Here is a 22,902-nt window from a genome sequence, read left to right on the forward strand (position 1 = left end):
CACCGGATGCGCACCTTCGACGAACTGGTGGACGAGGCCGCGTCGGTGCCGGTGGACGGCTGGGATTTCTCCTGGCTGGACGGCCGGGCCAGCGAACAGCGGCCGTCCTGGGGCTACCAGCGGCTGCTCGGCGAACGGCTGCGGGACGTCCAGTCCGTTGTGGACATCCAAACCGGCGGCGGCGAAGTGCTCGCCGGTGTGCCGGTGCTGCCGCCGCTGACGGTCGCCACCGAATCGTGGCCGCCGAACCTGGAGAAGGCAGCCGCGTTGCTGGAACCCCGTGGCGCGACCGTTGTCGCGGACACGGACGAGCCGCCGCTTCCGTTTCTGGACAACACGTTCGAAATGGTCGTCAGCAGGCATCCGGTCACTGTGTGGTGGGACGAGATCGTCCGGGTCCTCAAGCCCGGCGGCGGCTATCTGTCGCAGCAGGTCGGGCCGTGGAGTGTGTTCGAGCTGGTCGAGTACTTCCTCGGGCCGCAGACGCCGGAAGTGCGCAACAGCCGGCATCCGGATCGGGCGAAGGCCGAAGCGGAGCAGGCCGGGCTGGAAGTGGTGGATCTGCGGTTCGAGGAACTGCGCACTGAGTTCCACGACATCGGCGCGGTGATTTACTTCCTGCGCAAGGTGATCTGGATGGTGCCGGGGTTCACGGTGGAGGGGTATCTGCCGCGGTTGCGGGAGCTGCACGAGGAGCTGCGGGAGGGGGCGTTCGTGGCGACGACCACTCGGTATCTGATTGAGGCGCGCAAGTCCTCGTGAGCGGCAATCCCGGTTCTAACCGGGATAAACCACTCACGACACCCTGCTGACCGCCGCCTCGATGCCGTCCGCCAGCACCGCCACCCCAGCCTCGAAACTCAGCCGCGCCTCGTGCTCCAGATAGGACGCCCCCGCAGGCGGCGGCGCACCTTCCTCGCCCAGCCGCGCGACATTCGGGTACCGCTCCGCCAGATCCGGGGCCAGCTCGCCGAGCGCGGACGTCCGCGCGCGCCACCAGTCCTCATCGGACAGTCCGGTTTCCTTCAGCGCCAGCCGCGATTCGGCGGCGATCTGCACCGCGCCACGCACGACGTTGAGCAGCACACCCACCAGCCGCCGGACCTGACCGGCGGGCAAGCCGGTCGCGAACAGCACCCGCAGCACCGTTTCCTGCATCCGGAACTCCCCCGGACCCAGCACCGGTCGCGCGTAGGACACCTGCAACAGCCATGGGTGGCGCACATGGAATTCCCACAGGTCGCCGGCCAGTTCGAGCAAAGCGGGACGCCAGCCGCCGGACAGGTCGTGATCGTCGCGCAGATCGCCGAACACCTGGTCGCACATCAGGTCGATCAGCTCGGTCTTGCTCGGCACGTACGTGTACAGCGCCATCGCCGTGCGCCCGAGCCGCTCCCCGACCGCCCGCATCGACAACGCCGACATGCCCTCGGCGTCCGCGAGTTCGATCGCCGCGCCCACGATGCGATCCACGCTCAGCACGGGTTTCGGCCCCGGCGCGCTGCGCGGTTCGCTGCCCGCGCGCCACAGCAGCTCCATCGAACGGCGGGCGTCGCCCTGCCCCGCGAACACGACCACCGGCGACCCCTTTCCCCTTACAGGATAAAGGACCGCCGGGGCCGCTGGCTCAGCCGTCCACCTCGATCGCGAGCGCGGGGCAGAGCTGCGCCGCCTCTTTCGCCTGCGCGTGCAGCTCCGCGGGCGGGTTTTCCCGCAGCAGCACCACGATCCCGTCCTCGTCGCGCTGGTCGAACACCTCGGGCGCGACGAGCACGCATTGCCCGGCGCCGACGCAGCGGGACTGGTCGATGACCACCTTCATCCCACGACTCCTTTCACCAGGTCACGGGGAGTTCGTGCACCCCGTAGACGACCATGTCGTGCTTGAACTTCAGCTCCTCCAGCGGCTTCGCCAGCCGCAGCGTCGGGATCCGCCGGTAGAGCGTCCGGTAGACCACCTGCAGTTCGACCCGCGCGAGCGGCTGGCCGAGGCACTGGTGCACGCCGTAGCCGAACGCGACGTGGTGGCGTGCCTTGCGGGTGACGTCGAGCTTGTCCGGCGCGGGGAACTGCGTCTCGTCGCGGTTGGCGATATCGGTGGCCGCGACCAGACCCTCGCCCTTGCGGACGGTCTGCCCGCCGACTTCCAGGTCTTCGAGCGCGACGCGGCGGCGTCCGGAGTGGACGATCGTCAGGTAGCGCAGCAGCTCCTCGACCGCGTTGGCCAGCAAGGCGTCGTCACCGTCGCGGACTGCGGCGAGCTGGTCCGGGTTCTCCAGCAGCGCGACCGTGCCGAGCGCGATCATGTTCGCCGTGGTCTCGTGACCCGCCACGAGCAGCAGCTGCCCCATCGTGGCCGCTTCCTCGACGGTCATCGCGCCGGTGGCGACCTGGCCGGTCGCGAGACGGCTGAACACGTCATCGGCCGGGTCGTCGATCTTCTTCTCGACCAGCCGCGCGAGATAGTCGAGCAGTTCCTCCGCCGCGGCGAGCGACTCTTCGGCGGTCGCCTCCCGCGAGACCAGGATTTTGCTGCAGCGGTGAAAGAAATCGCGATCGTCGTAGGGCACGCCGAGCAGCTCGCAGATGACCAGCGAAGGCACCGGCAGCGCGAACGCCTGCACGAGGTCGGCGGGTTTCGGACCGGCCAGCAGCTCGTCGAGCAGCTCGTCGACGATCTGCTGAATCCGCGGCCGCATCCGCTGAACCTTCTTCACCATGAAATCGCCGGTAAGCAGCCGTCGCTGGGCGGCGTGCTCCGGATCGTCCATGCCGATGAACGATTTGAACCGGCTGCGCCGCGCCTTGAGCCCTGGCGTCTGCGACGGATAGCCGGCGCGGTCGGGATCGGCGCTCACCCGCGGGTCGGTGAGCATCGCTCGGACGTCTTCGTAGCGGGTGAACAGCCACGGTTCGCTGCCGTCCCAGATCCGCACGCGCGACACCGGCTCGTCGCGCAGCTTGCGGTCGAGTTCGGGCGGCGGGTCGAACGGGCAGCGCCCGCGCGACATCGGGAACTGCTCTACGGGCCGGGCATCGGCCATCACAGCCTCCTGAAGAAGTCACCAAACGATTGTTCGGATACTTACCGAACACATGTTAGGCGATTTGGTGAACGATTGCCCAGACCCGGGTCCAAAGATCACCGGGATGGCCGTGGACAAGAGGCTGAAAGCGGGCGAAACCGCCCGTGACTCAAGCGAAAATGAGGGCCAGCAGCTCGTCGGCGAAGTTCACCACGGCGTCCTCGCCCGGCCGCCTTCCAGCCGAATGGAACAGCGCTACCCGGCCGTGCGCGCCCACGAACGCGATCACCCCGGCGCGTTCGGCGGGCACCCGGAGCGCGGTGCCGGACTCCGCGCAGCGGGCGAACGCCGCGCCGATCAGGTCGACGAGATCGATCGTCGGACCGTGCGGCCGGACATCCGGCGAGGTGCGTCTCGCCCCGTTGGCGGTCATCAGCCGGTAATGGCCGGGGTTGTCCATCGCGAACCGGCAGTACGCGTGCAGCAGCGCACGCAGCCTGCCCACCGCATCATCGGCGGGAACCCGGGATTCGGCGGCTTCCATCGCGAGCCGCAACCGGCCGAACTCGTGCTCGGCGAGCCCGGTGACGAGCGCGGCGCGGTCGCTGAAGTGCTGGTAGATGCTGGCCGGGGCGATGCCGACGGCGCGGGCGACCCCGCGGATGGTGAGCGCGTCCTCGCCGTCGAGTTCCGACAGGAGCCTGCTGGCCGCGGCGAGGATCTCCCCGCGCAGCCGCTCGCCCTCGCCCCAGCGGTTGCGCGTGCGGGCCTGGACTTCTTCGGACACTTGCCCATTGTTACCGCTCGCGGTGGGCCGCACCGCTCCGGCCCGCCGCGGATGTCGATCGTTTCGTAGCCCGTCAGCCATCCGAGGTTCACCAACTGGGCGAGGGCGGCCGATAGCGTTCGCCGGTGGACGATCAGGGGTGGCTGGACGACTTCCAGCGGCGGATTGACGAGATGCAGGCGAAAAGCGCTGCCCTGCAAGAGACATTGAGCACCGCGGAGGGCCGCGCCAAGTCCGGCGACGGGCTGGTGTCGGTTTCGGTCGCCCCGAACGGCGCGCTCAAGAACCTCGAGATCGACGACCGCGCCCTGCGGCACGGCGGCGCCCGGCTGACCGCGTCGATCATGGACGCCTACGGGAAGGCGCAGCGCCAGGTGTCGCGCGACGTCATCGACGCGTTCGAGCCGATCGCAGGCGACAGCGAGATGATGAACGTGGTCAAGTCGTATCTGCCGGAGCCCGAGGAAGAACCGGAGCCGCCGCGGTCCGAACCGCCCGCCCGGCACTCGGGACCTCCGCCGGGCAGCACCACTCCGCCGGGCAGCGCGGCCTACGGACGTCCGATGCCGCCGCCGGGCGGCGCGACGCACAGCCGTCCGCCGATGCCGCCTCCCGGCACCACCCCGCCGCCTCCGCCCCCGGCGGCTCCCGAACCGCCCCGGCCGACGTCCGGCCCGCACCGCAGGCGCGCCGCGGGCGAGGACGACGACGAGATGCAGCCCTGGTGACCTCACTCACGAGCCAGTTGTCAACCCGCCACTAGTGCTGGGAAATCACCAGTTGCCAGACCGTACGAATGGGGGGTCACATACCGGAACCTTCTGCCTACTTTGGGTTGAGCGCGCGCAAACCCGGCAAACTCCCCCATCCCCCCAGGAGCTTTCTTATGTCCAGGAAGTTCGTGCTGTCCGGCGCGGTCGCACTAGCTCTGGCCGCCGCCCCGCTCTCGGGTGCCGTAGCGGTCGCCGCTCCGGCTCAGTCCGCCGCCGCGACCACCACGGTCTACTACTCGACGTCAGGCGCACCGTCGTTCCGGGCCGCGATCAACGCGGGCGCGGCGAACTGGAACCGTGCGGTGACCAACGTGAAGCTGGTCGAGCGTTCGTCCGGGGCCACGCTGCGCTACACCGAGGGCAATGACCCGCGCGGCTCGTACGCGCAGACCGACGGGCACGGCCACGGCACCATCTTCATCGACTACTCCCAGGCCCAGCAGTACGACAACACGCGGATCACCGCGCACGAGACCGGTCACGCGCTCGGCCTGCCGGACCACTACTCGGGCCCGTGCTCCGAACTGATGTCGGGCGGCGGCCCCGGCCCGTCCTGCCGCAACGCCAACCCGAACTCCCAGGAAGCCTCTCGCGTGCAGCGGCTGTGGGCCAACGGGCTCAGCGCGGTCTCCGGACCGCAGCAGCGGATTTACGACCACTCGCCGGTCGGCTGACACACAGCTGAGCGAGCGGCGGCCGGGTGCGTCCCGGCCGCCGCTTCGCTGTCGAGGGGTTCGCTGTCAGACAGCGCCGTTCAGGCCCCGGCCGAGGTCGGAATCCTCCTCATTCCGCCGAGACAGAGCATCCCCGGACACCGCCGGTGGTTGGCTTGCCTTCAGCCGAGGGGAGGCATTCATGGCGGAACTCGTACTGGTTCACGGCGCTTGGAGCGACGGCTCGGCGTGGCCGGAGGTGATCCCCGCGCTGCACCGGCACGGACACCGGGTCCGTTCGGCACACCTGCCGATGACCTCGCTCGCGGACGACATCGCCGAGGTTCGCCGGGAAATCGCGACCTTCGGCGGTCCGGTCGTTCTGGCTGGCCATTCCTATGGCGGCGCGGTGATTTCCGGTGCGGCGAAGGATAATCCGCAGGTCAACGCCCTTGCTTACTTCGCGGCGTACGTTCCGGACGAAGGCGAGAACGTGCCTTCGCAGAACGGCAAGTTCCCGGGCTGGCCCTCGAACGGGCCGCCGCGCTGGCCGCGGTGCAACGACGCGCTCGCGCCGGCTGCTTCGCCGCACCCGCGGGTCCTGGTGCCTGGCGCGACCTGCCGACGGCTTACGCAATGTCCACAGAGGACCGGGTCCTCCACCCGGACCTGCAGCGCTGGCTCGCCGAACGGGCTGGGGCGGATTGTGTCGAGCTGACGGCCAGCCACTATTCGCTGCTCTCTCAGCCGGAGGCGGTGGCCACGGTGATCGACAAGGTGGCAGCCCAGTAGCGGTTACTCCCCCGCCGCGGCCGCGAGCACCGCGAAATCGGCTGCCCGCATCGGTCGCGCGTGCGCGGGGCGCGGAGTACTCGGCTCCCTGATCACGGTGACCGGCACTGTGGTCAGGCCGAGCCGCAGCGCGACGGCGATCCGGTGATTGCCGTCGAGCGTGCCGAAGTCCTCGCAGAACCCGAGCCGCAACGACGTCCGGATTCCGTGCCGCGCGATGTCCTCGGCGAGGGCGTCGAGGTGGCGCGGAGTGTCCACCAGAGCGGAGCCCACCGTTTCCCGGTCCACCGCCCGGTACCGGACCACAAGCGGGACAGGCAGTTCAACCGGCATCCGCCCATCCTGGCACGACGGAAATTCAATTGCCCAGTCCCGGCCGGAAAGCCGAGTATCCCGGCCATGACCACCGAACCCGCCCGTTGTGCCCCGTCCCGCTGTCTCGCCGCACGCGGCAAGCAGCAGACGGCGCAGGAAGGGACCGGTCAGGCCGTGCGATGAGCGTCGCGCTGGTCGCGGGGCTCATCGCCGGGTACGGGATCGCCATGCCGTCGGTGCGATCGGCGTCTACCTGGTCGAACTCACCGCTCGCACGTCGTGGCGGCCGCGGCGTTGGGCGTGGCCACCGCGGACGGCGGCTACGCCTTTCTCGCCACCATGGCCCCAGTCACCACGCCTCTGCGCCTCACCTCCGCCGTCGCGCTGTTCCTGCTCGCCGCGTGGACCGCAGTCCGGGCGGTCCGGCGTTATCGACCCCCGGAAACACCTTTGCTGGCACCAGAACCGCACCCGCTGCGGGCGTACGCGACGCCTGCTCAGTCCGTCCACCATCATCTGCTTCACCGCACTCGTCCTCGGCCACCGACACCGTATTCGCGGCCGCCGCGTTCGCCGCTTCGGCCAGCTGGCAATTGTTGCTGGCCATCGGCGGAGCGTTGCTCGGACGCGGCGGTGCGACTCCGCTAGGAAAAGACCGTGCTTTCCCTTACCTCCAGGGAAAACGGCGGCTGCACCGAGCGCGGCGCAGCACTCTCGGTACCGGCGAGGCGGCTGTGGATCAGGTCGATCGCGGCCTCGGCGATAGCCGCCTTGTCCGGCGAGATCGTGGTGAGCGCGGGGAGGCTGAACGCGCTCTCCTCGGTGTTGTCGAAGCCGACGATCGCGATGTCCTCGGGCACCCGAAGCCCGTGTTCGGCCGCCGAACGCAAGGCGCCGACGGCCAGCAGGTCGTTGAAGCAGAACACCGCGTCCGGCGGTTCTTCCTGTGCCAGCAAGCGTTTCATCGCGGCCGCTCCCTCGGCGCGGTGATACTTCGCGACCGGTTCCACCAAGGAGTCCGCCGACGGCAAACCAGCGTCCGCCAACGCGGCCCGGTAGCCGGCGAGCCGCAGCGACGACGTCCCGCGCTTGGGATTCGCGCCGATCGCCGCGATCCGCCGACGGCCGAGGGACACCAGATGCGACACCGCGACGTGTGCGGCCCGCACGTTGTCGATCGCCACCCGGTCCAGCGCGACGTCCACCGCGTGCTCGCCCAGCAGCACCAGCGGGATTTTCCCTTCCGCGTCAGGGAAATCGTCCGCTTCGAGCGCTTCGGGATGCACCAGGGCGCCGTCGACCAGATGCGGGCCCAGTGAGTCCACTGTGGCCCGTTCCCGGTCGCGAGTCCCTTGCGTCTGCTCGATCAGCACGCTCCACCCGCGGCGCTGCGCGGCGGTGATCACCAGCCCGGCCATTTCGCCGAAGTACGGAATGCTCAGCTCCGGCACCATCAACGCCAGGAACCCGGTCCGCCCGCGGCGCAGGTTGCGCGCGCCGACGTTCGGCCGGTACCCGGTCGCGGCCAGTGCCTCTTCGACGCGCCGCCGGTTCTCGGGCTTCACGAACGCGTAGCCGTTCACCACGTTCGACACGGTTTTCACCGAAACGCCCGCCAGCGTCGCGACGTCCTTCAGGGTCACGGCCACGCCGACTCCTCATCTCGTCCGCCCAGAGCCCATCACGAGCCCGCGAGGCTCTCGGCACCAGCCCCGACGACCACGTAGTGTAGCGACGTTTTGCCTGTTTACAACGTTGTTCCAACGATGTAAAAATAGCCGGAGCTCGGCGGGTGACGGTCGTCACGCCGCCGAGCGGGTTGCCCCAGTCGTCGGCTGCGAGGAGTCCGCCGTGTCCCCGTCCGTCCCTGCCCGCTTCGCTCTGGTCGCCGGCACCGCCACCGCACTCGTGCTCGCCGGGTGCACCAGCCGCGAGGAAACCCCGGCCGCGCAAAGCAATGGCTCCGGCCCGGCCGCCTCGGCCGCGTCCGCCGCGCCGACCGCCGACGGCTGCACCATCGACAAGACCGGGTACCCGAAACTCGATCCGAAGACCGCGATCGTCGGCTTCTCCCAGTCGGAGAAGGAGGCGAACCCGTTCCGGATCGCCGAGACGCAGTCCATCCGCACCGAGGCGGGCAAGCTCGGCATTCCGGCCGACCACCTGCTCACCACGAACGCGCAGAGTGACCTCAACAAGCAGATCTCGGACATCAAATCGCTGCTGGACCGGGGCGCGCAGCTGCTCATCGTGGCCCCGCTGAACTCCGACGGCCTGCAGCCCGCGCTCGACGCGGCGAAGGCGAAGAAGGTCCCGGTCGTCACCATCGACCGGCAGGTGACGTCGAAACCGTGCACCGACTACCTCACCTTCATCGGGTCCAACTTCATCGAACAGGGCCACCGCGCGGCCGCCGCGCTGGCGAAGTCCACCGGCGGCAGCGGCAAGGTCGCGATCCTGCTCGGCTCCTCGGGCAACAACGTGACCACCGACCGCACCAAGGGGTTCAAGGACGAACTGGCGAAGACGCCCGGGCTCACCGTGGTCGCCGAGCAGACCGGCGAGTTCGACCGGTCCAAGGGCCAGTCGGTGATGGAGCAGCTGATCCAGAGCCATCCGGACCTCACCGCGGTGTACGCGGAGAACGACGAGATGGGCATCGGCGCGGTCAACGCGCTCAAGACCGCGGGCAAGAACCCCGGCAAGGACGTGAAGGTCGTGTCCGTCGACGGCACCCGCAACGCGGTGCAGCTGATCGCCGACGGCAGCTACAACGCGGTCATCGAGTCCAACCCGCGGTTCGGGCAGCTGGCGCTCCAGACGCTGCAGCAGTTCGAGGACGGCAAACCGATCCCGCCGAGCATCGTCATCACCGACGACTCCTACGACGAATCGAACGCGGCCCAGAAGGTCGGGAACGCGTACTGATGACGAGCACGGCCGACACTCAGGTGGCGACCATGACCGCACCGGTGCTCGAGGTGGCCGGGGTGACCAAACGGTTCCCCGGCACCGTGGCCCTCGACGACGTCTCCTTCAGCCTGCGCCGCGGCGAAGTCCACGCGCTGGTCGGGGAAAACGGCGCGGGCAAGTCCACGTTGATCAAGGTCCTCACCGGCGTGTACCGGCCGGACGAGGGACAGGTGCGCCATCTCGGCGAACCGGTCGAGTTCCGCAGGCCGATCGACGCGCAGCGCGCCGGGATCTCCACCATCTACCAGGAGGTCAACCTCGTTCCGCTGATGAGTGTGGCGAGCAACGTCTTCCTCGGCCGGGAACCGCGCACCCGCACCGGATTGATCGACTGGTCCACAATGAACGAGCAGGCGCGTGAACTGCTCAGCGGGTACGGGATCGACACCGACGTGCGGCGTCCGCTGCACACGCTCGCGGTCGGTGCGCAGCAGATGGTCGCGCTGGCTCGCGCGGTGTCCACAAAGGCCGGTGTCGTCGTGATGGACGAGCCGACGTCGTCGCTTGAACCGCGCGAAGTGGACACCCTGTTCGAAGTGCTGGCCCGGCTGCACGCCGACGACATCGCGGTGCTCTATGTGAGCCACCGAATGGACGAGCTGTACCGGGTGTGCGAAAGCGTCACGGTGTTGCGCGACGGCCGAGTGGTCCACAGTGGAGCACTGAAGCCATTGCCGCGCATCGAACTGGTGTCGATGATGCTCGGCCGGGAGATCCGCCAGATCCGCGCTGAGGGCGTCACCGCGTTCGGCGAGGAGCATCATGCGGAGAAGGAACCGTTGCTGCGGGCCTCTCATCTATCCGGCGGGAACAAACTGCACGACGTTTCGGTGAGCGTGCGGCCGGGCGAGGTCGTCGGACTTGCTGGGCTGCTCGGATCCGGCCGAAGCGAGACCGCACGAGCTGTGGTCGGAGCCTTCCCGCTCGACGGCGGTACTGTGCTGCTGGCCGGGAAGCCGTTGAAGCGCGGGAAAATCTCCGCGGCGATGCGGGCTGGGATCGCACTGCTGGCCGAGGACCGCAAGGCGGACGGGATCATTCCGAACCTGTCCGTGCGGGAGAACATCGTGCTCGCCGCGCTGCCGCGACTGTCCACTTTTGGCTTCGTCAGCCGGTCCAAACAGGACCGCGTGGTGAAGACGTTCATGGAACGGTTGCGGATCAAAGCGTCCAGTCCAGAGCAAAAGGTGTCCGAGTTGTCCGGCGGCAACCAGCAGAAGGTCTTGCTGGCGCGCTGGCTCGCCACCGGACCGAAAGTGCTGCTGCTGGACGAGCCCACGCGCGGCATCGACGTCGGAGCCAAGGCCGAGGTGCAGGCGCTCATCGATGAACTGGCGCAGGACGGGCTCGGCGTGCTGCTGATTTCGTCCGAGTTGGAAGAGATTCTCGACGGCGCGGACCGGGTGGTCGTCCTGCGCGAGGGCAGCGTCGCCACCGAACTGGCCGGCGACGCGGTCACCGAAGACAACGTGCTGGCGGCGATAGCCGCAGGGGGTGACAACGATGTCGACCGCGACACTGATCAGACCTGACCGTGCCCGCGTCACGAGCTGGCTGCAGAACTACGGCGTCTACCTGGCCGTGGTCGTGCTGCTGCTGTTCAACATCGCGTTCACGCAGAACTTCCTCTCCGCGGCCAACTTCCGCACGCAATTGGTACAGGCCGCGCCGGTGTGCATCGTCGCGCTCGGCATGGCGCTGGTGATCGGCACCGAGGGCATCGACCTGTCGGTGGGCTCGGTGATGTCGGTCGCCGCGGCGCTCGTCCCGCTGTATCTCGGGGCCGGGCCGCTGATGGTGCTCGTGGTCGCGCTGATCGCCGGGGTGGCTTCCGGTCTGTTCAGCGGATTTCTGGTGGCCCAGCTCGGCATTCAGCCGATCATCGCGACCCTGGCCTTGCTCGTCGGCGGTCGCGGGCTGGCGCTCGTGATCGCGCACGGGCAACTGGTGCAACTGCACAACCCGGACTTCCTCGCGCTCGGCACCGGCGACGTGCTCGGTGTGCCGATCATGGTCCTGGTAGCCGCTGTCCTCTCGGTGCTGGCCGGCTTGCTGGTGCGGCGCACCACATTCGGGCGGCACCTGGTCGCAGTCGGCGGCAACCGTCCCGCGGCGACACTCGCCGGACTTCCGGTGAAACGCGTCCTGATCGGCGTGTACGCCATGTCCGGCGCGCTGGCGGCAATCGCTGGCGTGCTGTCCACCGCGCGACTCGCCGCGAGCGATCCCAACGACCTCGGCCTGCTGATGGAACTGTCCGCGATCACCGCGGTGGTGGTCGGCGGAACTCCGCTCACCGGCGGCCGCGTGCGCGTGCTCGGTACGGTGTTCGGCGCGCTGCTCATGCAATTGGTGCACGCCACGCTGATCAAGCACAACCTGCCCGATTCCGCCGCGCAAATGGTGCAGGCCGCCATCATCGTCGCCGCGGTGTACGTCGCCCGGGAACGGAGCACGCGATGATCGCGACCACCGCCGCCCCGCCGTCGGAACGCGGCGCGGCGTTCGCGGCAGTCCTGCAACGCCAAGGCGCGGCCGTGGTACTTGTGCTCGGCGTGGCTGCCGCGTGGTTCGCCTTCCCGCGCTTCGGATCCGCGGACAACCTGCGCGACCTCGCGCTGCAAAGTTCTTTCCTGGCGGTAATCGCGCTGGGCATGACTTTTGTGATCATTTCCGGCGGGATCGATCTGTCCGTCGGCTCGGTGTACGCACTCGGCGGCGTGCTGGCCGCGTACGGTTCCCGATACGGTCTGGTCGTCGCGATCCTGCTGCCACTAGTCGTTTGCGGACTGATCGGGTTCATCAACGGCCTTCTCATCGCTCGCACGAAGATGGCACCGTTCATCGTCACGCTCGCCTCGCTGTTGTTCGCTCGCGGCCTCCTGCTGGCATTGACCAACGAGGGCGCGACAACGTACAAAGTGGAGCCGGGTTCGGCGTTGCTCTGGCTGGGACAAGGCAAGATCTTCGGCGTCGGCGTACCGGTGTATCTCGCGCTGGTCCTTTTCGGACTCGGTGGACTGCTGCTGCGCCGGACCCGGTTCGGCCAATCGGTATTCGCACTCGGCGGCTCGGAACAGTCCGCGTTGCTGATGGGTCTTCCGGTGGCCCGCACCAAAATCACCCTCTACGCCCTCAGCGGCACGCTCGCCGGATTCGCCGGCGTGCTCACCGCGGCGTACCTGCAATCGGGCGTCACCGTGCTCGGCGTCGGCACGGAACTGGATGCGATTTCCGTCGTGGTCATCGGCGGAACGCTGCTCACCGGCGGCGCGGGAACCGTCATCGGCACGCTCGTCGGCGTGCTGCTGAAGACGCTGATCCAGAACGTCATCAACCAGGTCGGCACTCTCGATTCCAACTACCAGACGGTGGTCAGCGGCGCGTTCCTGCTGGTCGTCGTCGTGATCCAGCGGCTGCTGGCCCGCTCCCGCCGATCCTGACCCGCGCAGTTCCCCCTTCGGATCCACCTGTTAGTAGGAGGTTCGACGATGGTCCGTCCTGCCCGCAGACCCGGCCGTTTGGCCACGGTAGCCGCCGCGCTCGCCGTGGCCGTGTCCGGGTTGTCGAGTGTCCCCGCCGCCGCGGCCGATCCGCCGCAGTGGCACCGCCTCACCCCTCCCCTGACCACCCCGTGGACCAACCAGGTCTCGCCGGGCAACGCCCTTCCCGAATACCCGCGGCCGCAGATGACCCGTGACAACTGGCAAAACCTCAACGGCGTCTGGGAATTCTCCGCCGCCAAACCAGGCGACTCCCCGCCGGTCAACCGCAGTCTCGGCGAACGCATCCTCGTGCCTTACCCGGTGGAATCCGCGCTGTCGGGAATCATGCGGCACGAAACGTCGATGTGGTACCGGCGGACGTTCCAGGTGCCGAAGAACTGGCACGTCGGCGGGCGGGGCGAGCGGCTGATCCTGCACTTCCAAGCGGTCGACTACGACACCACGGTCTGGGTCAACGGCCATCAGGTCGCCCGCCACACCGGCGGTTACGACGCGTTTTCCGCGGACGTCACCAATGCGTTGAGCACCGGGAAAGACCAGGAAGTCGTCGTCGGCGTCACGGACCCCAACGACGCGGGCGGGCAACCGCTCGGCAAACAGCGCGAGCCCGGCGACGGAATCTTCTACACCCCGACGTCCGGCATCTGGCAGACCGTCTGGATGGAGCCGGTGACCCCGGCCTCCATTTCCCGGGTCGACACCACTCCCGACGTCGCCACCGGCTCGGTCACCGTCAACGCCGTAGTGGGCGGACCGGTGAAACAACGCGTGCAAGCCGTCGCCTACGACCATGGCCGCATCGTCGGCTTCGCGTCCGGACCGGCGAACACTCCGTTGAGACTCAAGGTGAACAAGCCGCACCTGTGGACGCCCGACGATCCGTTCCTGTACGACCTGCGTGTCTCACTGACCTCCGGGGACAGTGTCGGCTCGTACTTCGGCCTGCGGTCGGTCTCGATCGGCAAGACCGCCGACGGCAAGCAACGGATGATGCTCAACGGCAAGTTCGTGATGCAATTAGGCCCGCTGGACCAGGGTTTCTGGCCGGACGGCATCTACACCGCGCCCACCGACGCGGCGCTGAAGTTCGACCTGGAGCAGGAAAAGGCGCTCGGGTTCAACATGGTGCGCAAGCACATCAAGGTCGAGCCGGACCGCTGGTACTACTACGCGGACAAACTCGGCCTGCTGGTGTGGCAGGACATGCCCGCGATGAAGGACGACATCGAAGCGACACCCGCGGCTCAGGCCACCTTCGAGTCCGAGCTGCACCGGATGATCGACCAGCACCGGAGCTTCCCGTCGATCGTCACCTGGGTCCCGTTCAACGAAGGCTGGGGCGACTACGCCGTCGGCCGGATCGCCGACCAGGTCAAGGCCTGGGACCCGACGCGGCTCGTGGACGCGGAGTCCGGCGTCAACTGCTGCCGGTCCGAACCGGACAGCGGCCGCGGCGATCTCTACGACGACCACACCTACACCGGCCCCGGAACCCCGGTTCCAGACGCTAACCGTGCCGCGGTCGACGGCGAATACGGCGGCCTGGGCCTGAAGGTCGACGGACACCAGTTCGACCCGGCCGGCAGTTTCGCCTACGAGATGGAACCGGACAGCGCCACGCTCACCCGTCGCTACGCCGAACTTCAGCAACGCCTCCTGCTCGCCGGACGGCAATGCGGGGTGTCGGCAGGTGTGTACACGCAGACCACCGACGTGGAAAAGGAGGTCAACGGCTTCTTCACCTATGACCGTCAGGTGAAGAAGATGGACTTCGCCGCCGTCCGGGCCGCGAACCTGTCCGTGATCAAGGGGGTCGACGGCTCGCCGCAACAGGGTCCGGTGATCCCGCCAGGCACCCCGGGCATCGACGGAATCGCCGCGTACCCGTTCGACGAGAACAGCGGCACCAAGGCAGCGGACACCGTGGGCCACCACGACGCAACGCTCGTCGGCGGCGCTTCCTGGACCGCCGGCCACAGCGGTTCGGCACTGGCGGTGAACGGCTCCGGCCAGTACGCGGACGCCGGTGCGCCGCTGGTGAAGACCGACCTGAGCTACAGCGTCGCCGCATGGGTCAAGTTCAACGCGGTCGGCGACGGTTTCCAGACCGTGGCGAGCCAGGACGGGAACGACCACAGTGCGTTCTTCCTGCAGTACTCCGGCGCGGACCACAAGCTGGCGTTCAGCTTCGTGGGCACGCGAGCCCTCGCCCCGATGACGCCGGAAGCCGGACGCTGGTACCACCTGGTCGGGGTTCGAGATGCCGCTACTGGGCAACTGGCCTTGTACGTGGACGGTCAGCTGGCGGCGGCGAAGAGCGTCTGTCTCGGCGAGGCGTCCACCGGGCACACCGTGATCGGGCGCGGGAAGTACGGCGGCAACCCGGTCGACTTCCTCAACGGGGCGGTGGATCAGGTGCATCTGTACGACCGGGCGCTGTCCGCTGCGGAGGTGGCGAAGCTCTACGCTTCCTGACGGCTGCCAGAAAGCGCCTGGACCTGCGAGTTCGCGGGTCCAGGCGCTTCTTTTCCCCGGTGCCGGGATCGATACGATTGGGCGCACACAACAGGACCGAGCCCTGAGGAGCCAACCGACGCGACCTCCGCCCCGCCGGACGCATTGGCTCCCGACGGCATCCGCCACCGGGTAGCGCGGTAGCGACGGAAGTGCTCGCGCCCTGGGTGTGGGTGCTCAGCCTGCCTCTCGTCGCGGCCCGCTGGTGGGAATCACCGATTCTCTGATCCCCATGGCGGTGTCATCGTGCGCGGAGCGAACGCGGAAAGCGGGACAGCCACCACGTCACCGACCGCACGGTCGTCTCGTGCTGCTCGTCGGCGGCGCGCAATGGTCGGCGGTGGCGGCTATCTAAGCCTCGCCTGGGACCTCCCGCTTCGCCCGCACCCGCCGATAACTCCAGATCAGCAACGCGAACAAAATCAAGCTGGACAGAATCAGACTGGTCCCGGTGCTCCACCCGCTCAACGGCAGCGACCGCACCGTCCCCCACACGATTCCCGCGGCCAGCAGGGCCAGCCCGGCCAGCACCGAACCGGCGATCCGCAGCGGCGAGGACACGCTCTCCTCCGCGGCTTGCATCGCCCGCGTCCGCACCGGGTCGACAAATCGCTGCAGCGCCGGGAACTCCGAGGCCAGCACCAGCAGCCCGGCCAGCACCAGCAGCAACCCCGGTCCCGGCAGCACGAGCAGCACGACTCCGACGATCACCAGCACCCCGCCGACGACCGAGAGGAGCACCCGGCGCACTGGCTTGCCCAATCCCATCAGGTCAGTGTGCCGCCGGGCTCGCGGTACTGCCAGCCGGACTGTCCATACTGGACCCCGGCGGCGGACCCGCCGGTTTTTGTCGGTGCCGGGTGCTTAGCTGCTCAGCGTGGCCGAATCACTGCCCGACCTCATCCGCCGCTGGCAGGCGGGATGGGGCGTGTCCCGAGGATTCCGGCCCGCCGAAGAAAGCCGCGGCGGGCTGCGCGTCCTGCTCGAACAACCGGATCGGCATCGCGAGGTCATCGCGTTGTCGGCCGAACCCGACGTCCTGCGCGGCCTCGTCGAGGAGGTCGCCGCAGCAGAACGCCCGACCTGGCTGAGCGTGCCCGCAAACCGGCCGGAAGAAGCCGAAGCGATCGTGCGCGAGGCTGGGCTGAAGCTGCGGGACGGGCGCGAAGCGCTCATGACCATTCCGCTGCGCCGGCACCCACCGCGTCCGGCCCCGCCGCCCTACACGGGTGCGACCACCATGAACGGGGCGGTGTGCGAAACCGTGCTGCGACATCCCGATGCGGGCGTCGCGGCGCGAGGAACCGTGGCCGTGGTCGGCACTGACGCGATCGCGGACCGGATCGAAACCGTCCCGGACCATCGCCGCCGCGGTCTCGGCAGCGTAGTGATGAGTTCGCTCGCGGAAAACGCCGTGGCGCGTGGCGCGACCACCGGGATCCTCATGGCCACCGCGGACGGGCACCAGCTGTACTCAGCGCTGGGCTGGAGCACGCGCGCTACCGTCCTCATCGCCCAGAGCCCGGCAGGCTGAGATGGAATGGCTCACCGACACCCGAACGTCCTACGACGCCGTGGCGGAGGACTACGCCACGTTCGTCCGCGACGCGCTCGGCGAACAGCCGTATCTGCTTGCCGCACTGCGGTTGTTCGCCGAACAAGTCGCCGACGGCCCAGTCGCCGACGTCGGCTGCGGCCCCGGCCAGATAACCGCCCATCTCAACAGCCTCGGCATAGCCGCGTACGGCATCGACCTCTCCCCCGGCATGATCGCGGTCGCCCGGCGGGACTATCCAACCCTGCGGTTCGAGGTCGGTTCGCTGACCGATCCGCTGCCGACCGCGGCGCTGGCCGGGATCGTGGCGTGGCAGTCGGTCATCCACCTGCCCGACGACCTGCTCCCGGCCGTCCTCGCGAATTTCCGTCAAGCACTGCGTCCGGACGGAGTACTTCACCTGCTCTTCCAGGTCGGCGACGAAACCCGGCTCAAAACCGAGGGCTACGGCGGCCACCCGATGCAGGTCCAGGTCCACCGCCGCCCGCGAGAACGCATGACGACGTGGCTGCGCGACGCCGGGTTCGCCGTCGAGGCCGAGCTGCTCCTCAACCCCGAAACCCCGGCGCCGCAGGCACTCTTGACCGCTAGGAGCCGCCGTCAGTGACCAGCCAGCAACTGCTCGAACGACAGCGACGCGTACTCGTCGTCCGGCTTCGCCTCGGGTGCCGCCGCGACCAGTTGCGCCAGCTCGCGGCCAGCCCGCTCCACGCGCTGCTGCAACGCACCCGTCGCCTCGACGCTGCCCCAGTCCGACGACGCCGCGTACACACCGGTCGCGACCATGGCCGCGCGAAGGTAGGCGAAGAGCGGCCGCAGCGCGAAGTCGAGCGCGAGCGAATGCCGTTCCGTACCGCCCGTCGCGGCGAGCAGCACCGGCTTGCCGTCGAGCGCTTCCTTGTCCAGCACGTCGAAGAACGATTTGAACAGCCCGCTGCAGGAAGCGGTGAACACCGGCGTCACGGCGATCAGGCCGTCCGCACGCGTCACGGTGTCGATCACTTCCCGCAGCTGCGGGCTGGGGAACCCGGTGAGCATGTTGTTGGTGACGTCCACCGCGATGTCGCGGAGTTCGAAGACCTTCACCGTCACGTCGTCGTCGACCAGCGCGGCGCGGGTGGCCTCGGCCAGCCGGTCGGCCAGCAGCCGCGTCGACGACGGCTGGCTCAAGCCCGCGGTGACCACGGCAATGGTGCGTGCAGTCATGACCTCTCCACTAATCCGGCGAAACCCAGGTCAAGCGGTGACGGACTGGGCTTCGCGAGCCGCCTTGAGCGATTCGTGCGTGGGCGCGTCCGGCACGTGCGCCGGGCGCTTCGCGTCCAGTTCCTCGCGCAGCACCGGCACCACCTCTTCGCCGAGCAGGTCGAGCTGCTCCAGCACGGTCTTCAGCGGCAGGCCGGCGTGGTCCATCAGGAACAGCTGGCGCTGGTAGTCGCCGAAGTGCTCGCGGAAGGTCAGCGTCTTGTCGATGACCTCCTGCGGGCTGCCGACGGTCAGCGGCGTCTGGTCGGTGAAGTCCTCCAGCGACGGGCCGTGCCCGTAGACCGGGGCGTTGTCGAAGTACGGCCGGAACTCGTTCCACGCGTCCTGCGACTTCGGCCGGATGAACGCCTGCCCGCCGAGCCCGACGACGGCCTGGTCGGCTTTGCCGTGCCCGTAGTGCTCGAAGCGCTGCCGGTAGAACGCGATCAGCTGCTGGAAGTGCGAGGTCGGCCAGAAGATGTGGTTCGCGAAGAACCCGTCGCCGTAGTAGGCGGCCTGTTCGGCGATCTCCGGGCTGCGGATCGAACCGTGCCACACGAACGGCGGCACGCCGTCGAGCGGGCGCGGCGTCGAGGTGAAGCCCTGCAGCGGGGTGCGGAACTTGCCCTGCCAGTCGACGACCTCCTCGCGCCAGAGCTGGTGCAGCAGCGCGTAGTTCTCGACGGCCAGCGGGATGCCCTCGCGGATGTCCTTGCCGAACCACGGGTAGACCGGGCCGGTGTTGCCGCGGCCCATCATCAGGTCGAGCCGCCCGTCGGCCAGGTGCTGCAGCATGGCGTAGTCCTCGGCCAGCCGCACCGGGTCGTTGGTGGTGATGAGGGTGGTCGACGTCGAGAGGACGATCTTCTCCGTCCGCGCCGCGATGTTCGAAAGCAGCACCGTCGGGTTCGCCGGCGCGGCGAACGGCGGATTGTGGTGCTCTCCGACAGCGAAGACGTCGAGACCGACCTCTTCGGCCTTGAGCGCGATCTTGACCATCGCCTTGATGCGCTCGTGCTCCGAGGGCGTGACGCCCGTGGTGGGGTCGGTCGTGACGTCGCCCACCGAGAAGATTCCGAACTGCATGACCGCTCCCTAGCCGGTTGCCTCTTACCTTGCTTGTCGGCACAACTACTCGCGTGGAAGATGTATTCCTACGGGACTATACCGGTGACCTGGGACACGCTCCAGGACGCCGTCCGGGGCGCAGCGGCCAGTTCCTGTCAGGGGGTGCGGATATCCTGCAGTACGGTGACGGCCCGGGGCCCCTGCTCCGGCCGCCTGTTTGCCCACCGAACAGCACGCCTCGATCCGGGAGAACGACCTCGTGACTGCTGAGACTCTGTACGGGGCCGACGACCTGACCCACCTCGAAGGACTTGAGGCGGTCCGCAAGCGCCCCGGGATGTACATCGGCTCCACCGACAGCCGAGGCATCAACCACCTCTTCTCCGAGGTCGTCGACAACTCGACCGACGAGGGCGTGGCAGGCCACGCCACGCGCATCGTCGTCACGCTCCACGCCGACGGCAGCGTCCAGGTGGACGACGACGGCCGCGGCATCCCCACCGGCGTCCACGCCAAATCCGGCCTTTCCGGCGTCGAACTGGTGCTGACCCGGCTGCACGCCGGCGGCAAGTTCGGCGGCTCCGGGTACAAGACGTCCGGCGGCCTGCACGGCGTCGGCGCTTCGGCGGTGAACGCGCTGTCGCACCGCTTCGACGTCACGGTGAAGCAGGACGGCAAGGTGCACCAGATGTCGTTCGCGCACGGCGTGCCCGGCGTGTTCGACGGCCCCGGCCCGAAGGCGAAGTTCACCCGCCGCTCCGGGCTCAACCTCGTCGGCAAGATGAAGCGCGGCGAGCGCGGCGGCACGTCGATCCGCTACTGGTACGACGCGCGGTACTTCGAAACCGGCGCGGCGCTGGACGTCGAGGGCGTGCGCACGAAGCTGCGCAACACCGCGTTCCTCGTGCCAGGCGTCACGTACGTGCTGCGCACCACGTTCGAGGACACCATCAACGAGGAGACCTTCCACTTCCCGAACGGGCTGGCGGACATGGTCGACTTCCTCGCCCCGGACAGCGAAAAACCCGTCTGCGGCACGCTGATGATCACCGGCGAGGGCACGTACAAGGAGAACGCGGCGGACGCCAACGGCGTCATGCAGTCCAATGTGGAGCGACACGCCGAGGTCGAGGTCGCGCTGCGCTGGGGCACCGGCTACGAGCGCACCGTGGAGTGCTTCACCAACACGATCCGCAACGTGCACGGCGGCACGCACCGGCGCGGCTTCGACCGCGCGGTCACCCGGGCGCTGCAGGACGTGATCGGCAAAACGCGCGGGCTGCTCAAGGCGAAGGAGGACCCGCCGACCACCGAGGACGTGCTGGAAGGCATGACCGCGGTGATCCACGTCCGGCTGCCGGAACCGCAGTTCACCTCGCAGACCAAGGACGAACTGTCGACCGCGGGCATCACGCGCGTCCTCCAGGGCATCGTCGACAAGCAGCTGCGTGCCTGGACCGAGGACCGGAAAACCAAGTCCGAGGCCAAGATCGTGCTGCAGAAGGTGGTCGACGCGGCGCGCGTACGGCTCACCCAGAAACAGCAGAAAGACGCCGCCCGGCGCAAAACCGCGCTGGAAGGCGCCGCGATGCCGCCGAAGCTGGTCGACTGCCGCACCACCGGCGTCTCGCGCAGCGAACTGTTCCTGGTGGAGGGCGACAGCGCGCTCGGCTGCTTTACCGGAGACACGCGAGTAGCGCTTGCCTCAGGCGCCAGCCGCTCCTTCGCGGAGCTCGCCGAAGACTGGAAAGCAGGCATCACTCACTTCGGCTACACCACGAACAAGGCCGGCCGTGTCGTCCTCGCACCGCTCGTCGAGCCTCGAGTGACCAAGCAAGGCGCGGAACTGGTCCGCGTCACGATCGACAACGGCGAATCCGTGCGCTGCACTCCCGATCATCTCTTCCGGCTGCGGGACGGGTCGTATCGACGCGCGGACGCCCTGGCGCCCGGCGACTCTCTGATGCCGCTTTACCGATCCGTCTCGTCCGCCGCCGGAGGAGACAAGCTCAACGGCTACGAACGCGTCTGGATGAACGACCGCTCGGAGTGGGTGTACACGCATTACCTCGCGGACGCCTACAACCTGCGGCACGGTCACGACGACTCGGCGAACGGCAACGTCCGGCACCACATCGACGTGAACAAGCGGAACAACGATCCCCGCAACCTCCGCCGCATGACGTGGGAAGACCACGCCGCCCCGCGCGCGTCGATGATGGGAGACCACGTCCACGAGGGCTATCGTGCCTGGCTGGCCGAAGGCGGCTTGGAATTCAAGTCGGCGATGCTGTCGCGCGAGTGGGAGGACCCGGCCTTCCGCACGGCGTGTCTCGCCCGGCTGGCCGCGCTCACCAACGATCCGGACTTCCGGAAGCGGCTCGAAGAAGGTTTCCAAACCTGGTATGGCGGGCTCAACGCCGAGGAGAAGGCGGCTTACGCGGAACGCGTCCGTGCGTTCTTCGCTGAGCCGGGACGGCGCGAGGAGTGGAGCGAACGGTCCGCCCGGCAGTGGCAGGACGAATCGCTGCGGTCTTGGCGCGCGCAGAAGACGATCGAGCAGTTCTCGTGCCCTGGGGAACGGGAACGGCAGCGGGCCGCGGTCGTCGCCTGGCACGAGGAGCATCCCGAGGTCGGAGAGCAGCACTCCGAGCGGATGAGTGCTCCGGAGACGGGACATCTCGATAAGGTTCAGGCAGGTCGCGCCGAGTACGTCGCGTCCGTTCCCCGCACAGAGCGGGTGGCCAGGCAGCACGACGGGCGGCGGAATGCGGCGTTGAAGCGTCTGTCCGCAATGCTGTCCTGCACAGACGCCGAACTAGGCACCGCCTACGACGCACACCGCAAGACCACCGCGAAGCCCGGCTTGCGCTTCGGACGGTTGCTCGCGCATTTCGACGGTGACTACACCCGGCTTCGCGAGGCCGCGAAAAACGCCAACCACAGCGTTGTCAGCGTTGAACCGCTCACTGAGACGGCAGACGTCTATGACCTCACCGTCGATGGTTATCACAACTTCGCCCTCGAATCCGGCGTGTTCGTTCACAACAGCGCGCGGATGGCGCGAGTGTCGGAGTACCAGGCGCTGCTGCCGTTGCGCGGCAAGATCCTCAACGTGCAGAAGGCGTCGCTGGGCGACACGCTGAAGAACGCCGAGATCGCGTCGATCGTGCAGGTGCTCGGCGCGGGAACCGGCCGCACGTTCGACCTGTCGACGATGCGCTACGGCCGCGTGGTCCTGATGGCGGACGCGGATGTCGACGGTTCGCACATCCGCACCCTGCTGATCACGCTGTTCGCGAAGTACATGCGCCCGGTGATCGAGGACGGCAGGCTGTACGCGGCCATGCCGCCGCTGCACAAGATCACCACGAAGGGCCGCGGTTCGGAGACCATCTTCACCTTCACCCAGCGCGAGATGGAACAGAAGGTCGCCGAACTCGAAGCGGCAGGCAAGACGGTCGTCACCCCGGTGCCGCGGTTCAAGGGCCTCGGCGAGATGGACGCCGACGAACTGTGGGAAACCACGATGAACCCGGCGACGCGCTCGGTCCGGCGGATCACGCTCCAGGACGTCGAGGCCGCGGAGCTGGCGCTGGAACTGCTGATGGGCGAGAAGGTCGAGCCGCGGCGCAACTGGCTGGTCGAATCGTCCGACCGCGTCGACCGCGACGCCATCGACGTCTGAGTTTTCC

Annotated in this window: 20 protein-coding genes and 1 pseudogene; 12 read left to right on the forward strand and 9 right to left on the reverse strand. The window is 68.3% G+C overall.

What is annotated here, in order from left to right; genetic code table 11:
• Nucleotides 1-6 precede the first annotated feature (6 nt).
• A complete protein-coding gene (locus BM362_RS20170) occupies nucleotides 7-762 on the forward strand; it encodes a methyltransferase domain-containing protein (protein WP_067591744.1) in 756 nt (251 codons plus the stop codon).
• A 33-nt stretch (nucleotides 763-795) separates the two neighbouring features.
• On the opposite strand, the gene BM362_RS20175 is transcribed toward BM362_RS20170, so the two are convergent.
• From BM362_RS20175 to BM362_RS20190, 4 genes are all read right to left on the reverse strand, one after another.
• A complete protein-coding gene (locus tag BM362_RS20175) occupies nucleotides 796-1,578 on the reverse strand; it encodes a TetR/AcrR family transcriptional regulator (protein WP_093574170.1) in 783 nt (260 codons plus the stop codon).
• 49 nt (nucleotides 1,579-1,627) lie between these two features.
• On the reverse strand, nucleotides 1,628-1,822 hold the full coding sequence (locus BM362_RS20180) for a ferredoxin (protein WP_067591748.1): 195 nt from the start codon (nucleotides 1,820-1,822) through the stop codon (nucleotides 1,628-1,630).
• A 13-nt stretch (nucleotides 1,823-1,835) separates the two neighbouring features.
• Nucleotides 1,836-3,044 (reverse strand): cytochrome P450, encoded by a 1,209-nt coding sequence (locus BM362_RS20185; RefSeq protein ID WP_067591751.1) that lies wholly within the window; start codon nucleotides 3,042-3,044, stop codon nucleotides 1,836-1,838.
• A gap of 151 nt (nucleotides 3,045-3,195) precedes the next feature.
• Nucleotides 3,196-3,813 (reverse strand): TetR/AcrR family transcriptional regulator, encoded by a 618-nt coding sequence (locus BM362_RS20190; protein ID WP_093574171.1) that lies wholly within the window; start codon nucleotides 3,811-3,813, stop codon nucleotides 3,196-3,198.
• 125 nt (nucleotides 3,814-3,938) lie between these two features.
• On the opposite strand from BM362_RS20190, the gene BM362_RS49980 reads away from it, so the two are divergent.
• From BM362_RS49980 to BM362_RS20205, 3 genes and pseudogenes are all read left to right on the forward strand, one after another.
• On the forward strand, nucleotides 3,939-4,541 hold the full coding sequence (locus BM362_RS49980) for a YbaB/EbfC family nucleoid-associated protein (RefSeq protein WP_067591755.1): 603 nt from the start codon (nucleotides 3,939-3,941) through the stop codon (nucleotides 4,539-4,541).
• Between the two features lie 158 nt (nucleotides 4,542-4,699).
• Nucleotides 4,700-5,260, forward strand: coding sequence for a snapalysin family zinc-dependent metalloprotease (locus tag BM362_RS20200; RefSeq protein WP_067591757.1), 561 nt, complete (start codon nucleotides 4,700-4,702; stop codon nucleotides 5,258-5,260).
• Nucleotides 5,261-5,441: 181 nt separating this feature from the next.
• Nucleotides 5,442-6,031, forward strand: a pseudogene (locus tag BM362_RS20205) (alpha/beta fold hydrolase).
• 3 nt (nucleotides 6,032-6,034) lie between these two features.
• Here the strand turns inward: BM362_RS20205 and BM362_RS20210 are convergent.
• Both BM362_RS20210 and BM362_RS20220 read right to left on the reverse strand, forming a co-directional pair.
• Nucleotides 6,035-6,364 (reverse strand): ParB N-terminal domain-containing protein, encoded by a 330-nt coding sequence (locus BM362_RS20210; protein WP_093574172.1) that lies wholly within the window; start codon nucleotides 6,362-6,364, stop codon nucleotides 6,035-6,037.
• 626 nt (nucleotides 6,365-6,990) lie between these two features.
• The gene (locus BM362_RS20220; RefSeq protein WP_067591766.1) at nucleotides 6,991-7,995 is read right to left on the reverse strand and encodes a LacI family DNA-binding transcriptional regulator; all 1,005 of its coding nucleotides are present in this window, start codon (nucleotides 7,993-7,995) and stop codon (nucleotides 6,991-6,993) included.
• Nucleotides 7,996-8,197: 202 nt separating this feature from the next.
• Here BM362_RS20220 and BM362_RS20225 point away from each other — a divergent pair, with 202 nt between their 5' ends.
• From BM362_RS20225 to BM362_RS20245, 5 genes are read left to right on the forward strand one after another with little or no spacing between them, the layout of a single operon-like run.
• Nucleotides 8,198-9,274: an ABC transporter substrate-binding protein gene (locus tag BM362_RS20225; protein WP_093574173.1), complete on the forward strand. Its 1,077-nt coding sequence runs from the start codon at nucleotides 8,198-8,200 to the stop codon at nucleotides 9,272-9,274.
• Nucleotides 9,274-10,851, forward strand: coding sequence for a sugar ABC transporter ATP-binding protein (locus tag BM362_RS20230; protein ID WP_093574174.1), 1,578 nt, complete (start codon nucleotides 9,274-9,276; stop codon nucleotides 10,849-10,851). The genes BM362_RS20225 and BM362_RS20230 overlap by 1 nt, the downstream gene beginning before the upstream one ends.
• Complete coding sequence (locus BM362_RS20235; protein WP_093574175.1) at nucleotides 10,823-11,782, forward strand: ABC transporter permease; 960 nt, start codon at nucleotides 10,823-10,825, stop codon at nucleotides 11,780-11,782. The genes BM362_RS20230 and BM362_RS20235 overlap by 29 nt, the downstream gene beginning before the upstream one ends.
• Nucleotides 11,779-12,762 (forward strand): ABC transporter permease, encoded by a 984-nt coding sequence (locus tag BM362_RS20240; RefSeq protein ID WP_093574176.1) that lies wholly within the window; start codon nucleotides 11,779-11,781, stop codon nucleotides 12,760-12,762. The genes BM362_RS20235 and BM362_RS20240 overlap by 4 nt, the downstream gene beginning before the upstream one ends.
• A gap of 48 nt (nucleotides 12,763-12,810) precedes the next feature.
• Nucleotides 12,811-15,300, forward strand: coding sequence for a LamG-like jellyroll fold domain-containing protein (locus BM362_RS20245; protein ID WP_093574177.1), 2,490 nt, complete (start codon nucleotides 12,811-12,813; stop codon nucleotides 15,298-15,300).
• 390 nt (nucleotides 15,301-15,690) lie between these two features.
• On the opposite strand, the gene BM362_RS20250 is transcribed toward BM362_RS20245, so the two are convergent.
• Nucleotides 15,691-16,107, reverse strand: coding sequence for a PGPGW domain-containing protein (locus BM362_RS20250; protein WP_093574178.1), 417 nt, complete (start codon nucleotides 16,105-16,107; stop codon nucleotides 15,691-15,693).
• Nucleotides 16,108-16,216: 109 nt separating this feature from the next.
• Here BM362_RS20250 and BM362_RS20255 point away from each other — a divergent pair, with 109 nt between their 5' ends.
• Both BM362_RS20255 and BM362_RS20260 read left to right on the forward strand, forming a co-directional pair.
• Nucleotides 16,217-16,873, forward strand: coding sequence for a GNAT family N-acetyltransferase (locus BM362_RS20255; protein ID WP_244287216.1), 657 nt, complete (start codon nucleotides 16,217-16,219; stop codon nucleotides 16,871-16,873).
• Nucleotide 16,874: 1 nt separating this feature from the next.
• Complete coding sequence (locus tag BM362_RS20260) at nucleotides 16,875-17,501, forward strand: class I SAM-dependent methyltransferase (RefSeq protein ID WP_067591789.1); 627 nt, start codon at nucleotides 16,875-16,877, stop codon at nucleotides 17,499-17,501.
• On the opposite strand, the gene BM362_RS20265 is transcribed toward BM362_RS20260, so the two are convergent.
• Both BM362_RS20265 and BM362_RS20270 read right to left on the reverse strand, forming a co-directional pair.
• A complete protein-coding gene (locus BM362_RS20265) occupies nucleotides 17,495-18,100 on the reverse strand; it encodes an FMN reductase (protein ID WP_093574180.1) in 606 nt (201 codons plus the stop codon). The genes BM362_RS20260 and BM362_RS20265 overlap by 7 nt on opposite strands.
• A gap of 30 nt (nucleotides 18,101-18,130) precedes the next feature.
• Nucleotides 18,131-19,225, reverse strand: a complete 1,095-nt coding sequence (locus tag BM362_RS20270; RefSeq protein WP_067591795.1) for an LLM class flavin-dependent oxidoreductase — start codon at nucleotides 19,223-19,225, stop codon at nucleotides 18,131-18,133.
• A 241-nt stretch (nucleotides 19,226-19,466) separates the two neighbouring features.
• Here BM362_RS20270 and BM362_RS50905 point away from each other — a divergent pair, with 241 nt between their 5' ends.
• Nucleotides 19,467-22,895, forward strand: coding sequence for an ATP-binding protein (locus tag BM362_RS50905; RefSeq protein WP_093574232.1), 3,429 nt, complete (start codon nucleotides 19,467-19,469; stop codon nucleotides 22,893-22,895).
• Nucleotides 22,896-22,902: the final 7 nt, after the last annotated feature.

This window comes from Amycolatopsis rubida (genome assembly GCF_900115345.1).
In the GTDB taxonomy this organism is placed as follows: Bacteria; Actinomycetota; Actinomycetes; order Mycobacteriales; family Pseudonocardiaceae; genus Amycolatopsis; species Amycolatopsis rubida.